Raw genomic sequence first — 13,741 nt, forward strand, 5'->3', positions numbered from 1 at the left:
CATGACCCGAATTCATTTCAGACTCTCCGCTCTCATCACGGCCGCGCTGCTGGCCGGCTGCGTCAACCTCGCGCCCGTGTACTCGCGGCCCGAAGCGCCGGTGCCCGCCACCTGGCCCGCCTCCACGGGTGCGAAGGAGGCCAAGGATGCAACCGTCTCCGCCACCACCGGCTGGCAGAGCTTCATCACCGACGACCGGCTGCGCCGCACCATCGCGCTCGCGCTGGCCAACAACCGCGACCTGCGCGTGGCGGTGCAGAACATTGAGAAGGCGCGCGCGCAATACGGCGTGCAGCGCGCCGAACTGTTCCCCAGCATCGCGGCCACGGCGGGTGCCACCCGCGCGCGCACCTCGGCGGCAACAAGCAGCAGCGGCGAATCGTCCATCGGCTCGACGTACAGCGCGTCGCTGGGCTTCAGCAGCTACGAGCTCGACCTGTTCGGCCGCGTGCGCAACCTCAACGAGGCGGCATTGCAGAGCTACCTGTCGACCGAGGCCACGACCCGCAGCACGCAGATCAGCCTGGTGGCGGAAGTCGCCTCGGCCTGGCTCACGCTGGCCGCGGACAACGAACGGCTGAAGCTCGCGCAGGACACGCTGGCCAGCCAGCAGCGCACGTATGCGCTGACCGGCCGCATGCATGAACTGGGCGCCAGCTCGGCGCTGTCGCTGGCCCAGGCGCAGACGACCGTTGATTCGGCACGTGTGGACGTGGCCAGCTACACCGCGCAGGTGGCGCTCGACCGCAACGCGCTGGACCTGCTGGCCGGCGCCACCGTGCCCGGCGAACTGCTGCCGGCCGCAGGCATGGCCACGGCCAGCGCGCTGGTCGACGTGCCCGCGGGGCTGCCTTCGACGCTGCTGCAGCAGCGTCCCGACGTGCTGGCCGCCGAGCACACGCTGCAGGGCTCGAACGCCGACATCGGTGCGGCGCGTGCGGCCTTCTTCCCGACGATCTCGCTGACCGCGAGCTCGGGCTCGTCGAGCACGGCGCTGTCAGGCCTGTTCAAGGGCGGCAACAGCACCTGGAGCTTCGCGCCATCGGTCAGCCTGCCGATCTTCAACGCCGGCAGCAACCGCGCCAGCCTCGACTCGGCGAAGGCGCAGCGCGAGATCGACCTCGCCACCTACGAGAAGACGGTGCAGACCGCGTTCAGGGAAGTGGCCGATGCGCTGGCCACGCGCGGCTCGATCGGCGAGCAGATTGCGGCGCAGCAATCGCTTGTCGATGCCACGCAGAAGAGCTACACACTGTCGAACGCGCTCTACCGCAGCGGCAGCTACAGCTTTCTCGAAGTGCTGGACGCGCAGCGCTCGCTTTACACGGCGCAGCAGACGCTGATCGGCCTGCGGCTGTCGGAGCAGAGCAACCGCATCACGCTCTACAAGGTGATGGGCGGCGGGGACACGGTGCGGGCCGAGACCACGGCGTCGGCACGCTGATCGACCCGGAGTCTTTCAGCCGCGCGTGGCGTTCTCTTTCATCTTCGCCAGCGCGATGGCAATGGCCGCGCCGCCCAGCGTCTTGATCAGCCCCGAGTGCTGCGCGTAGAACTGGCTCACCTCGTCGATGACGCCCGCATGCTGCTGCTCGGCGTGCGTGGCGATCTCGGTCACCTGCGCGGGCGACAGCTGCGAGGCCTGGTCGGGCGTGACCTGCGTCTGCCCCGGCTGCAGCACGCGCCCGAGCACGCCGCCGGCCAGCGCCGAGGCGGCGGCCGGGCCCAGCGTGGCCAGGATCTGGTTGAGTACGCCAGCCTGCTGCGTGGGCGACGACTGGCCGAACAGCTTGCCGACCGTGTCGCCGAAAGGCGGCGTCTGGTCCGAGCGCATGGCCGCCGCGAGCCCCGCGCCAAGTTCGCCGGGCGAGGCGTGCTGCGCGACCTGGTCAATGTGGTCTTCGGCGTTGTTGCTGTTGTTGCCGATGGCCTGCTGGAGGATGTCGAGTAAACCCATGGTGAGCTCCTTGGTGGTCGGGCATCGTGGCCCCGCCTTCCTGATCGGCAACTGACGGCGCTGTGTCCTGCACCGGCAGTCGTCGCCCAGGCGCTGGCCACGCGCGACAGGTCCGCTATCCTGCCGGCTGGCCAAGATGAAGGACTGACTCTCCCATGCACCCCGCTGTTCAAGCCTCTATGGAACGCAGTTTCGGCGCCATTGCCGATCTGGTTCGCCTCCACGCACAACACACCCCCGATCACGCCGCGCTGGCGGATGCCACGCTCACGCTGGACTACCGCGCGCTCGACGCGCTGATGGACCGCGTCGCGGCCAGCCTGCAGCGCGACGGACTCAAGGCGGGCGACGCCATTGCGATCTGCGCCTCGTCGTCGGTGAACTACGCGGCCGTGTTCCTGGGTGCGCTGCGCGCGGGCGTCGCGGTGGCCCCGCTGGCGCCCGGCTCCACGCCCGCCAGCCTGGCCCGCATGATCGAGGACGCCGACGCGCGCATCCTGTTCAGTGACGCATCGGCCGCCGAAGTGATCGGCCCCGCGAAGGAAGGCGGCATTCCGCGCGTGGCACTGGACGGCTCGCAGGTCGGCCGCGACATCGAAGGCTGGCTGGCGCCGGCCGGTTCGCAGCCCGAGGCCGTCGAGGTGCAGCCCGCGTGGGCCTTCAACATCATCTATTCGTCGGGCACCACCGGCGAGCCCAAGGGCATCGTGCAGGGCCACGGCATGCGCTGGTCCCACGTGCAGCGCGGCGCCAGGTACGAATACAGCACCGACACCGTCACGCTGCTGTCGACGCCGCTCTACTCCAACACCACGCTGGTGGTGTTCTTCCCCACGCTGGCTTTCGGCGGCTGCGTGGTGCTGATGCCCAAGTTCGACGCGCTCGGCTATCTGCAGCTGGCCGAGAAGCGCCGCGTGACGCACACCATGCTCGTGCCGGTGCAGTACCAGCGGCTGATGGCGCACCCGCGCTTCGACGAGCACGACCTGTCTTCCTACAAGTTCAAGTTCAGCACCAGCGCGCCCTTCAACGCCGCGCTCAAGGCCGACGTGCTCAAGCGCTGGCCCGGCGGGCTGATCGAGTTCTACGGCATGACCGAAGGCGGCGGCACCTGCATCCTGGAAGCGCACCTGCACCCGACCAAGCTGCACACGGTGGGCCAGCCCGCCGAGGGCAGCGACATCCGCCTGATCGACGAGGAAGGCAACGAGCTGCCGCGCGGCAACACCGAGGTGGCCGGCGAGGTGGTGGGCCACTCGGGCGGCATGATGACCGGCTACCACCGCCAGCCCGAGAAGACGCGCGAGGCCGAGTGGTTCGACGCCACCGGCAAGCGCTTCATCCGCACCGGCGACGTGGGCCGCTTCGACGCCGAGGGCTTCCTCACGCTGTTCGACCGCAAGAAGGACATGATCATCAGCGGCGGCTTCAACATCTACCCGAGCGACCTCGAGGCCGTGCTGCGCGGCCATGCGGCAGTGGCCGACGTGGCGGTGGTTGGCGTACCGTCGGAGCAATGGGGCGAGACGCCGGTGGCCTTCGTGGTGCGCCGCGAGGGCGACGCCACGAGCGAAGACGCGCTGCTGCAATGGACAAACGCCCAGCTCGGCAAGACGCAGCGCCTGGCGCGGCTGAGCTTCATCGACGAGCTGCCGCGCAGTGCGATCGGCAAGGTGCTCAAGCGCGAACTGCGTGAACGTGACCACGGCTGATGCGCAGCAGCCCGAAGGCGGAGCAGGATCGCGCCAGATGAAATCCCTGCGCGGTCAGTTGCTGTTCTTCTGGGTGCTGTTGTTCGGCATGTGCGCCGCGCTGGCCGTGGTGATGCTGACGCTGTACCGCAGCAGTGCGGGGGCGCAGGTGGCGGCGGGGCGCACGGCCACCGAGCAGTCATGCCGGGCCATCGCCGCGCGCTATGCCAGGTCGGCCACCGCGCCCGCCCCCGCACAACCCCAGGTCGACCTGCTGCAAGTGCTGCTGCAGCTGGTGCTGGTCGAGGCGCCGCACGTCGAAGGCGGCGTGTGGCAGGCCAGCGGCGGCCAGCTGGCCTACGCCTACCCCACCTACGAAGGCAGCGGCGTGAAGCGCGACGTGCCTGCCGCCGAGCAGCCGCTGATCGCCGAAATGGCGCAGCTTGCGGCCCGCACGCAACAGCCGCAGACCGACGTGGTGCGCGGCAGCCGCGAGGCGCTGATCGTCGCGGCCTGTCCGCTGGCGGCGCCGGGCAACGACCTGGCGGCCTGGACCATGACCCGCACCAACGGCGGTGCGCTGGCTGCGCAGGACAGCCTGCGCACCGGGCTGGGCGTGTTGCTGCTGCTGGTACTGGCTTCGGGCCTGTGGCTGGGCTTCATCCTGCTGCGCGGACTGCGCCACGTGCAACGCCTGGAAAACCGGCTGGCGCAGGCCGATGCCGACGGCGGTGCCATGCCGGAGCTGCCTCGCACCGGCGTGCGCGAGCTCGACCGCATCGTCGACGGCTTCAACCACTACCGCCAGCGCTTCGAGGAGGCCCGCGCCCACCTGCGCGCGGCCGCCCAGCAGCGCAGCCGCGACCAGCGCCTGGCCGCGCTGGGCCGCATGACGGGCGGCATCGCGCACGAGATCCGCAACCCCATCGCCACCATGCGGCTGAAGGCCGAGAACGCGCTGGCCGCCACGCCCGAGAAGCAGGGCGAGGCACTGCGCGTGATCGTCGGGCAGATCGACCGGCTCGACGGGCTGGTGCAGAGCCTTCTTGCGCTCGTGCAGCCGGTGACGCTGGCTCCGGTAAAAGTGGAGCTGCACCGCTGGCTCGACGAGCGTGTTGCCGCCGTGGCGCCGAAGGCCGATGCCGCCGGCGTGCAGGTCACGCTGCAGCACGACACGCCCGCCGGCGCCGTGTTCGACCCGGTGCACCTGGCGCGCGCGATCGACAACCTGCTCGACAACGCGGTGCGCCATGCGCCGCGCGGCGGCCACGTCGTGCTCTCGGCCCTGCAGCCCGATGCGCGCACGCTGGCCATCCGCGTGGACGACGACGGCCCCGGCGTGCCCGAATCGCTGCAGGCCAGCCTGTTCGAGCCCTTCGCCACCGGCCGCGCCGACGGCACCGGGCTGGGCCTGGCGCTGGCGCGCGAGGTGGCGCTGGCGCACGGCGGTGACTTGCATCACGTGCCGCTGACATCGGGCACCCGCTTCGAACTGGAACTTCCATGGCGCACCTCCTGATCGTCGACGACGACAACGCGTTTCGCGACACGCTGGCCGAAACGCTGCAGGGCCTGGGCCACGAGACGGTCGCCGTCGCCAGCGGCAACGAGGCCATCGAGACGCTGTCGCGCGAGCGCTTCGACGCCGTGTTCCTCGACCACCGCATGCCCGGCATGGATGGCCTGCAGACGCTTGCGGCCCTGCAGGCGCGCATGGCGCGGCTGCCGCCGGTGATCGTGCTCACCGCGTTCTCGAGCGCGGGCAACACCATCGAGGCGATGCGGCTGGGTGCCTTCGACCACCTGGCCAAGCCGATCAGCCGCGAGGCGGTGCGCGAGGTGCTGGAACGCGCGCTGCAGCGGCACACGGCAGCCTCGCCATCGGCCAGCAACACCGGGGACGACGACACCGACCTGATCGGCCCGAGCCAGGCGATGCGCGAGGTGCACAAGCGCATCGGCCTGGCCGCCGCCAACGCGATGCCGGTGCTGGTGCTCGGCGAGACGGGCACCGGCAAGGAAATGGTGGCGCGCGCCTTGCACCGCTACTCGGCCCGCGCCGAACGCCCTTTCGTGGCCGTCAACTGCTCGGCCATTCCGAAGGAACTGCTCGAGAGCGAGCTCTTCGGCCACGTGCGCGGCGCCTTCACCGGTGCCACCGGCGAGCGGCCCGGGTGCTTTCGAGCGGCCGACGGCGGCGTGCTGCTGCTCGACGAGATCGGCGACATGGCGCTGGACGTGCAGGCCAAGATATTGCGCGCGCTGCAGGAGGGCGAAGTCACGCCGCTGGGCAGCCACAAGACGGTGAAGGTCGACGTGCGCGTGGTCGCTGCCACGCACCGCGACCTGGCCGCCGCCGTGCGCGAAGGACGCTTCCGGGAAGACCTGCTGTACCGGCTCGACGTGCTGTCGATCCGCATGCCGCCGCTGCGCGAGCGACTGGCCGACATCATTCCGCTGGCGGAGCACTTCCTGCGCCGCGCCGCCTTGCAGGGTGCGCCCGATGCCGTGCCCAAGGCGCTGTCGGCCGAGGCGGCGCAGCGGCTGCTGAGCCACCCGTGGCCGGGCAACGTGCGGGAGCTGCGCAACGTGATGGAGCGCTGCCAGGCGCTGGTGCGGCACCGCGTGATCGGCGGCGCGGACCTGGACCTCGCGCTCGGTGCCGCGGCTCCCGGCGAAGCCCCCGCCACGCTGCCCGCCGACTGGCTCGAGGGCGAACTGCCAGCCGCCGTCGAAAGGCTCGAGCGCCTGCTGATCGCGCACGCGCTCGCGCAGACGCAGGGCAACCGCGCCGAAACGGCACGCCGGCTGGGCATTCACCGGCAGCTGCTGTATCGCAAGCTGGCGCAGTACGGGCTCGAATGAGCCGCAGGTGTCCGCAAACCGGACACCCGGTGTCTCCGGATCATGCGGCAGCAAGCCGCCGGACACACGCAAGTCGTTGATTTCAAAGGATTCATGCGCTGGCACGTTGTGTGAGATGTCCTTGGGCATCCATCCACACAAGGAGCTGACCATGACACCCCGTATCACCTTCATCGCCGCCGCCTGCCTGCTGGCCGGCAGCGCCGCCTTCGCCCAGATGCCGCCCCCACCACCGGGCGGACCGATCCCCCCGCAGCGGCCCGGCGCCACCGCGCCACTGCCACACGCCGTGCCGACAGCGGGCACGGTCGCCAGCGGCCGCGTGCAGCAATGGCTGCTCAACCCGAACGGCGAGGCCGACGGGCTGCTGCTGGCCGACGGCACGCAGGTCGCCTTTCCGCCGCACCTCTCGGTCGCGGTGATGCAGGTACTCAGGCCCGGCGATACGGTGCAGGTCAGCGGCTGGCGCGCGCCCGGCGTGCCGGTGGTGCGCATGCAGTCGCTCGCCGCCAACGGCCGCAGCGTGACCGACGAGCCGTCGGTGCCCGGCATGGCCCCGCCGCCGCGCGAGCCGGGCGCGCTCGTTGCCCTGTCGGCGGGCGGGCGCATCGATCGCCTGCTGTACACCGATCGTGGCGACGTGCACGGCGTGCTTCTCGCGGACAAGACCACCGTGCGCTTTCCGCCGCACATCGGCGCGATGTACGGCGCGCAACTGCAGCCCGGCGCCCAGTTCCATGCGCGCGGCTGGGGCACGCGCGGCGCACAGGGCACGGCGTTGGAGGCCACCAGCATGGGTCCGACCGCGGACACGGTGCGCGAGGTGTTCGGCGGCCCGGGGCTGGTGCCTGCGCACCGAGGCCCCGGCGGCCCCCGCGGCCCGAGGGGCGCCGGCCCCGCGCCATACGCTCCGCTGATGGCGCCACCGGCCCCGATGCCGGCATCCTGATCTTCCAGTCCAGCCTGCCATGACCTCCTCCGCCGCACCTTCGCGCCGCAGCCTGCGCGCACTCGACGCACTGGCCTTCTTCGCGCCCGACATCCAGGGCGGCGTCGGCCCGTTCCTGATCGTCTTCATGGCCGGCACGCTGGCCTGGGACCCGCAGCGCATCGGCACCGTGATGTTCGTCTCGGCGCTGGTGGGGCTGCTGGTGCAGGCGCCGGCCGGTGCGCTGATCGACAGCGCGCGGCACAAGCCGCGCTGGATCGCGGGCGCCATTTCGCTCATCGCGGTGTGCCTGGTGGTCATGGCGAACTGGCCGGGCTACGGCGTGATCCTGGCGGGCCAGTCGCTCATCGGCGCAGCGGGCACGCTGGTGGCGCCGGCCATCGCGGCCGTCAGCCTGGGCATGGTGGGCCGCGCCGGGCTGGATGCGCGCGTCGGCCGCAACGCCGCGATCACAGCGGCCGGCACGGTGCTGTGGGCGCTGGGCACCGGCTGGGTGGGCCATGCGTTCGGGCCGCATGCCATGTTCTTCTACGCGGTGGCGATGGCGCTGCCGACCATCGCGGCGGCCATGCTGATCCGCAAGCGCGACGTCGATCCACGGCTGGCGCGCGGCGCCGATGCCGATCACGAAGCCGACACGCCACGTTCCACCGCACGCTGGTACGACCGCCGTTTCATCGTGCTGCTGGTCTGCGCCTTCCTGTTCCACCTGGCCAACGCCGCCATGCTCACGCTGGTGGCGCAGAAGGTCGGCACGCAGGCCGGCACCTCGGCCACGCTGTGGCTGTCGGGCGGTGTGATCGTCACGCAGCTGGTCACCATTCCGATTGCCCTGGCAGCCGGGCGCTGGGCGCCGCGGCTGGCGCGCAAGCCCATCTTCCTGGCCGGCTTCGCGGTGCTGCCGGTGCGTGGGCTGCTGTACCTGCTGGCCGACAGCCCGGCCGCACTGCTGTCGCTGCAAGTGCTGGACGGCATCGGCGCGGGCATCTTCGGCGTGATGCTGACCTTGATGATCGGCGACATCACGCGCGGCAGCGGGCACTTCAACTTCGCGCTGGGCATCGGCGCGGCCTGCGTGGGGCTTGGCGCGGCGCTCAGCAACCTGGTGGCGGGCACGGTCGCGCACCTGGCCGGCTATGGCACGGCCTTCGTGATGCTGGCGGGCATCGCGGCCGCTGCGCTGACGCTGTTTGCGCTCGCAATGCCGGAAACTCGCGACCGGCGCCGTTCGATGGCGAACGCGCCGGCCGCCTCCGCACTGACCACCGCAGCTCCATGACCAAAGACACCGTGCCGACCCTGGCATCTTCCTCCTCGTCCGCCGCTTCCGGGGCCGACGCTCCCGCAACCCACGAAGGCGGCGGAAACGGCCTGCTCTGGGTGCTGGTGGCGGTGGCGGTGCTGTTCGCCTTCGTGCGCCCGCGCGCGCCGATGGACTGGCTCAAGCTGATCGACTGGCAGACCGTGGGGGCCCTGGCCGGGCTGCTCGCCATCACGCAGGGCGTGGAAAAGAGCGGCATGCTGCAGTCGGCCGCCCAGCGGCTGCTGGCGCGCACCACCAATCTGCGCCATCTGGCGCTGCTGCTCACCGCCACGGCCGCCGTGCTGTCGGCACTGGTCACCAACGACGTGAGCCTGTTCCTGCTGGTACCTCTGACGCGCGTGCTGGCCACGCAGGCGCACCTGCCGCTGGCGCGGCTGGTGGTGCTCCAGGCCCTGGCGGTGAACGCGGGCTCCGCGCTCACGCCCATCGGCAACCCGCAGAACCTGTATCTGTGGCACCGCACCGGGGAGAGCTTCGGTGGCTTCATGCTGATGATGGCGCCCACCGTGCTCGTCATGCTGTTCTGGCTGTTCGTGGCCGTGTGGCTGCTGGTGCCGCGCACGGCCATCGCGCTCAAGCCGGCGGCCGAGGCCTCACCGGTGCAGCCGAGGCTGCTGGCGCTGTCGGGCGTGCTGTTCGTGGGTTTCGTCGTCGCGCTCGACCGGCACTGGCTGCTGGCTGGCCTGGCGGTGGTGTTCGTCGCCTACCTGCTGTTCCAGCGCCGCGTGCTGCTGGGCGTCGACTGGGCGCTGCTGGCGATCATCGCGCTGATGTTCGTCGACCTGCGACAGCTGGCCGAGCTGCCGGCCGTGGCTTCGCTGGTGGGCCAGTGGCCGATTGCCGAGGGCTGGCGTGCGTATCTTGCGGCCATCGTCACCTCGCAGTTCATCAGCAACGTGCCGGCCACCATCCTGCTGGACCGCTACGTGCACGACCTGCCCGCGCTGGCGGCGGGCGTGAGCGTGGGCGGCTTCGGCTGCGTGCTGGGCTCGCTGGCCAATCTCATCGCGCTGCGGCTGGCCAAGGTGCCGCACGGGTTGCGCGAGTTCCATCGCATCGGCATTCCCTTTCTGATCGTGTGCGCGGCATCGGCGGTGCTGCTGCGGCTCGGTTGATCGCGTTTTCCGTTTCACAACCACACTCGAAAAAGGACATTCCATGCCACATCCTGATGACACCCTCGACGTCTGGTCGGTCGAAGGCCGCTTCCAGCACCTGGTCTACAGCCCCAAGGGCCACATCGAAGGCGTGCTGATCGACACCGACGGCGTGCCCTCGCAGTTCGTGTTCGATCGCCACGACGAATGCGCTGCGCCCGCGTTTGCCGGCCTGCAGGCCGGCCAGGCGCTGGTGATCGAGGGCATCGAACAAGACCCCTCGCCCAAAGGCGAAACCGAACACACGGTCTACCGCTTCGAGCGGCTGGCCTCGGTCGACGGCAAGGCGCCGCGGCAGGTGGACGCCGGTGAACGCATCGACGGCACGGTAGTCCGCTTCAACTACGCGCGCCACGGACAGGCCAACGGCGTGGTGCTGGACACCGGCGACTTCGTCCACACAAAGCCCGACGGCCTCGCGCGGCTGGCGCTGAAGGTCGGCGACAAGGTGCGGGCCGAGGGCCGCTCACAGCCGCTGGCGACGGGCCAGGGGCGCGTGGTCGAAGCGGTGCGGGTCAACAGGCAGGCGCTGCAGGACGTCGACGGAAGCTGATGCTGCCTGTGGCATTGCCGGGGCGCTGCGCGGACAATCCATGACAGCCCATGCCTGTCCTCGGTTCCTCCCCGTCGCCCCACCATGAACTCGCCCTGCGCGACTACGGCCACTCGCATGGCAGCCATGCGCACGACCACTTCCAGGTGCTGATCGGCCTCGACGGCGTGCTGGAGATCGAAGTGGAAGGCCGGGGCGCCGGCATCGGCGTGGGCGAGGCGCAGGTGGTCGCCCCAGGCGACCGGCACGACTTCAGCGCGCGCAAGCACGGCAGCCTGTGCCTGGTGCTCGACACCACGCAACCGGCATGGGCCCGCTGCGCCGAGCGCGCACCGCCCGATTCGCCGCAACTGCACGCGCTGGCGCGCTACCTGGCGCAATGCATGAAGCAGCCACAGGCCTCGGCCCTGGCATTGCAGCATGGCCCCGCGCTGTTGCTGGAGGCCTGGAGCCCGGCGCCGGCATCTGCCGATTCGCGCCGGCGTCGTATCGACTGGCCCCTGCTCGCCGACTGGGCCCGGGCCCGCTGGCACGAGCCGTTGAGCGTGGCCGACCTGGCCGATGTCGCCTGCCTGAGCCCGAGCCAGTTCGCGCAGCGCTGCCGCGACGAGCAGGGCGTGAGCGCGATGCACTGGCTGCGCTCGCTGCGGCTGGCGCATGCGCGTGAGCTGCGGCTGGGCGGCATGAGCGTGGCTGAGACGGCGCGGCGCACGGGCTACCGGTCGCCCTCCGCACTCACAGCCGCACTGCGCCGCTAACTGCGCCCTCCCCGGCGCAAGACCGTCGTTGCGCGACGACGGACCGTCATTGCGCGACGACCGCGTCGCTTAGCCTTGCGGCCCATGTCGTCCACCGTCTACGCCCTGCTGGCCATCGCGCTCTGGGCCACGCTCGCCTCGCTCGGCACTGCGCTGTCGCATCTGCCGCCATTTCTCCTGACCGGCCTTGCGCTGATCATCGGCAGCGTGCCGAGCTGGCCGCTGGCGCTGCGCGACCGCTCGGCCTGGCGGGTGCCGCCGCGCACGCTGGCGCTGGGCATCCACGGGCTGTTCGGCTTTCACTTCCTGCTGTTCATCGCGCTGCGGCATGCGCCGCCGGTCGAAGCCAACCTCGTCAACTACCTGTGGCCGCTGCTCATGGTGGTGCTGGCGCCGGTGCTGCTGCCGGGCATGTCGCTGCGGCCGCTGCACGTGGTGGCTGCCCTGCTGGGGTTCGCGGGCGCGGCGATCGCGATCCTCGGCGCGCGCGGCGGCGGCGCGGCGGCAACGGGAGCGCAGGAGTACTGGGGCTTCGTGCCGGCGCTGGGCTCGGCCTTCGTCTGGGCGAGCTATTCGCTCTGGACGAAGCGCGTGGCGGCCTTCCCGACCTCGGCGATCGGCCTGTTCGGGCTGGTCTCGGGTGTGCTCTCGCTGGCCTGCCACGCCGTGCTCGAGCCCTCGGTGGCGCTGTCGGGCCGGGACTGGCTGCTGCTCGTGCTCTGCGGCCTCGGCCCGCTGGGCGCGGCTTTCTTCGTGTGGGACATCGCGCTCAAGCGCGGCGACGCGCGGCAGATCGGCATCCTGAGCTACCTCACGCCGCTGGGCTCGACCGCGCTGCTGCTGCTCGTCACCGGCCGGCCGCTCACCTGGACCATCGCCGTGGCGGCCTGGCTCATCGTCTCGGCGGCGGTCATGGGCACGCGCGCGCGCTGACTTGCGCAGAATCAGGCTGTATCCGACGGCTCGGCGTCTTCTTTTCTGGCTAGAGTGGAGGCTCAGGAATAAAGGAGCCAACCCACATGGACGACAAGAACAGGGATTTCGAGATCACGCCCAAGCTGGTGTTCGACCTGAACCTGGCGCTGTACCTCGACCTGGTGGCCGCGCTGGAGGGCGCGGGCGCCGTCACCTACCGCCAGATGGCGGCCCGGGTGCTCAACATCAGCATGGACGCGCGCGGCGACGGCGACACCGGCCTGTCGACAGTGCTCGAAGGCATCGCCAGGGGTTTTGCAGGCCACGGCGACGGCATGTCGATCGAGCTGCTGAAGGCCGCGCGGGGCCTTCGCGAAGACGAGGCGATGGGCGACATTCCCATGCGCCCCGACGAAAGCTGAAGAAGCGCTTTTTCTTCTTCTTTTTCAGGCTTGCGCCACCTGCAGCACCAGCTTGCCGAAGTTTTCTCCGGCAAAGAGCTTGTTGAGCGACTCGGGGAAGGTGTCCAGGCCCTTCACGATGTCTTCCTTGCTCTTCATGCGCCCGTCTTTCAGGTAGCCGGCCATCTCGGCGATGGCGATGTGATAGCGGTCGGCGTAGTCGAACACCACGATGCCTTCCATGCGCGCGCGATTCACCAGCAGGCTCAGGTAGTTCTTGGGGCCGGCCGCGGGCATGCTGTTGGCGTTGTTGTACTGGCTGATGGCGCCGCAGATGATGATGCGGGCCTTGCGCGCGAGCCGCGCCAGCACCATGTCGAGGATCTCGCCGCCGACGTTGTCGAAGTAGATGTCCACGCCCTTCGGGCAGTGGGTCTTGAGGCCTTCGCGCACCGCGCCTGCGCCGGCCTTGTAGTCGATGCAGGCGTCGAAGCCCAGCTCCTTCACCACCCAGTCGCACTTGGCGGCGCCGCCGGCGATGCCGACCACGCGGCAGCCCTTGATCTTGGCCAGCTGGCCCACGGTCTGGCCCACGGCGCCGGCCGCGCCGGAAACCACCACCGTCTCGCCCGCCTTGGGCATGCCCACGTCCATCAGGCCGAAGTAGCCGGTCATGCCGGGCATGCCCAGCACGTTGAGCCACTGAGTGATGGTGCCCACGCGCAGGTCGATCTTGACCAGGCCGTTGCGCTTGACCTGGTCCTCGGGGATCAGGATGTATTCCTGCACGCCCAGCGTGCCGTAGACGGTGTCGCCCACAGCGAACTGCGGGTTCTTCGAGGCAATGACGCGGCCGACGCCGCCGGCGCGCATCACTTCGTCGATGCCCACGGGCGGGATGTAGCTCTTGGCGTCGTTGAGCCAGCCGCGCATGGCGGGGTCGAGCGACAGAGACAGTGTCTTAACCAGCACGCCGCCCTCGGCCAGCTCGCCGACGGGTTCGGTGGTGAATTTCCAGTTTTCGCGGGTGGCCGTGCCCTCGGGGCGTTTGGCGAGGCGAACCTGGTGGTTGGTGAGTGAGCTGCTCATGGTGTCTCCTTGACCTTGAATGCCGGACGCTGGCACGGAGGCGCATCGTAGCCGTGGCCTGCGGGCGGGCTGGTAGCGCAGG

Annotated in this window: 13 protein-coding genes; 11 read left to right on the forward strand and 2 right to left on the reverse strand. The window is 70.4% G+C overall.

Going from position 1 to position 13,741, the window contains the following annotated elements; all coding sequences use genetic code 11:
* The first annotated feature begins 1 nt into the window (after position 1).
* Positions 2-1,444 carry an efflux transporter outer membrane subunit gene (locus tag AC07O3_RS05220; RefSeq protein WP_495338763.1) on the forward strand — a complete coding sequence of 481 codons (1,443 nt, stop codon included), beginning with the start codon at positions 2-4 and terminating at the stop codon, positions 1,442-1,444.
* Between the two features lie 15 nt (positions 1,445-1,459).
* Here AC07O3_RS05220 and AC07O3_RS05225 read toward each other — a convergent pair whose 3' ends face one another.
* Positions 1,460-1,957, reverse strand: coding sequence for a hypothetical protein (locus AC07O3_RS05225; RefSeq protein ID WP_093057747.1), 498 nt, complete (start codon positions 1,955-1,957; stop codon positions 1,460-1,462).
* Positions 1,958-2,136: 179 nt separating this feature from the next.
* Between AC07O3_RS05225 and AC07O3_RS05230 the strand changes: the two genes are divergently transcribed.
* From AC07O3_RS05230 to AC07O3_RS05275, 10 genes are all read left to right on the forward strand, one after another.
* Positions 2,137-3,669 carry a class I adenylate-forming enzyme family protein gene (locus AC07O3_RS05230; RefSeq protein ID WP_495338764.1) on the forward strand — a complete coding sequence of 511 codons (1,533 nt, stop codon included), beginning with the start codon at positions 2,137-2,139 and terminating at the stop codon, positions 3,667-3,669.
* A 37-nt stretch (positions 3,670-3,706) separates the two neighbouring features.
* Positions 3,707-5,167, forward strand: coding sequence for a sensor histidine kinase (locus tag AC07O3_RS05235; RefSeq protein WP_495338765.1), 1,461 nt, complete (start codon positions 3,707-3,709; stop codon positions 5,165-5,167).
* Complete coding sequence (locus AC07O3_RS05240) at positions 5,152-6,513, forward strand: sigma-54-dependent transcriptional regulator (protein WP_495338766.1); 1,362 nt, start codon at positions 5,152-5,154, stop codon at positions 6,511-6,513. Before AC07O3_RS05235 ends, AC07O3_RS05240 begins: the two co-directional genes overlap by 16 nt.
* 151 nt (positions 6,514-6,664) lie before the next feature.
* Positions 6,665-7,462 (forward strand): hypothetical protein, encoded by a 798-nt coding sequence (locus tag AC07O3_RS05245; RefSeq protein ID WP_495338767.1) that lies wholly within the window; start codon positions 6,665-6,667, stop codon positions 7,460-7,462.
* A gap of 19 nt (positions 7,463-7,481) precedes the next feature.
* Entirely contained in the window at positions 7,482-8,741 is a 1,260-nt protein-coding gene (locus AC07O3_RS05250; protein ID WP_495338768.1) for an MFS transporter, read from the forward strand.
* The gene (locus AC07O3_RS05255; protein WP_495338769.1) at positions 8,738-9,901 is read left to right on the forward strand and encodes an SLC13 family permease; all 1,164 of its coding nucleotides are present in this window, start codon (positions 8,738-8,740) and stop codon (positions 9,899-9,901) included. Before AC07O3_RS05250 ends, AC07O3_RS05255 begins: the two co-directional genes overlap by 4 nt.
* Positions 9,902-9,944: 43 nt before the next feature.
* Positions 9,945-10,496, forward strand: a complete 552-nt coding sequence (locus AC07O3_RS05260; protein WP_495338770.1) for a hypothetical protein — start codon at positions 9,945-9,947, stop codon at positions 10,494-10,496.
* 50 nt (positions 10,497-10,546) lie between these two features.
* Entirely contained in the window at positions 10,547-11,254 is a 708-nt protein-coding gene (locus AC07O3_RS05265) for a helix-turn-helix domain-containing protein (protein WP_495338771.1), read from the forward strand.
* 84 nt (positions 11,255-11,338) lie between these two features.
* Positions 11,339-12,187, forward strand: a complete 849-nt coding sequence (locus tag AC07O3_RS05270) for a DMT family transporter (RefSeq protein WP_495338772.1) — start codon at positions 11,339-11,341, stop codon at positions 12,185-12,187.
* 86 nt (positions 12,188-12,273) lie between these two features.
* A complete protein-coding gene (locus tag AC07O3_RS05275) occupies positions 12,274-12,591 on the forward strand; it encodes a hypothetical protein (RefSeq protein ID WP_093057754.1) in 318 nt (105 codons plus the stop codon).
* Positions 12,592-12,615: 24 nt separating this feature from the next.
* On the opposite strand, the gene AC07O3_RS05280 is transcribed toward AC07O3_RS05275, so the two are convergent.
* Positions 12,616-13,659 carry an NADP-dependent oxidoreductase gene (locus tag AC07O3_RS05280; protein WP_495338773.1) on the reverse strand — a complete coding sequence of 348 codons (1,044 nt, stop codon included), beginning with the start codon at positions 13,657-13,659 and terminating at the stop codon, positions 12,616-12,618.
* Positions 13,660-13,741: the final 82 nt, after the last annotated feature.

It is taken from the genome of Variovorax sp. GW821-FHT09D05, from assembly GCF_059416325.1.

Coding starts and splice junctions, on each gene's coding strand:
- AC07O3_RS05275 (WP_093057754.1), top strand. CDS start 12,274: ATGGACGACAAGAACAGGGATTTCGAGATCACGCCCAAGCTGGTGTTC.
- AC07O3_RS05265 (WP_495338771.1), top strand. CDS start 10,547: ATGCCTGTCCTCGGTTCCTCCCCGTCGCCCCACCATGAACTCGCCCTG.
- AC07O3_RS05225 (WP_093057747.1), bottom strand. CDS start 1,957: ATGGGTTTACTCGACATCCTCCAGCAGGCCATCGGCAACAACAGCAAC.
- AC07O3_RS05280 (WP_495338773.1), bottom strand. CDS start 13,659: ATGAGCAGCTCACTCACCAACCACCAGGTTCGCCTCGCCAAACGCCCC.
- AC07O3_RS05270 (WP_495338772.1), top strand. CDS start 11,339: ATGTCGTCCACCGTCTACGCCCTGCTGGCCATCGCGCTCTGGGCCACG.
- AC07O3_RS05255 (WP_495338769.1), top strand. CDS start 8,738: ATGACCAAAGACACCGTGCCGACCCTGGCATCTTCCTCCTCGTCCGCC.
- AC07O3_RS05245 (WP_495338767.1), top strand. CDS start 6,665: ATGACACCCCGTATCACCTTCATCGCCGCCGCCTGCCTGCTGGCCGGC.
- AC07O3_RS05260 (WP_495338770.1), top strand. CDS start 9,945: ATGCCACATCCTGATGACACCCTCGACGTCTGGTCGGTCGAAGGCCGC.
- AC07O3_RS05230 (WP_495338764.1), top strand. CDS start 2,137: ATGGAACGCAGTTTCGGCGCCATTGCCGATCTGGTTCGCCTCCACGCA.
- AC07O3_RS05250 (WP_495338768.1), top strand. CDS start 7,482: ATGACCTCCTCCGCCGCACCTTCGCGCCGCAGCCTGCGCGCACTCGAC.
- AC07O3_RS05240 (WP_495338766.1), top strand. CDS start 5,152: ATGGCGCACCTCCTGATCGTCGACGACGACAACGCGTTTCGCGACACG.
- AC07O3_RS05220 (WP_495338763.1), top strand. CDS start 2: ATGACCCGAATTCATTTCAGACTCTCCGCTCTCATCACGGCCGCGCTG.
- AC07O3_RS05235 (WP_495338765.1), top strand. CDS start 3,707: ATGAAATCCCTGCGCGGTCAGTTGCTGTTCTTCTGGGTGCTGTTGTTC.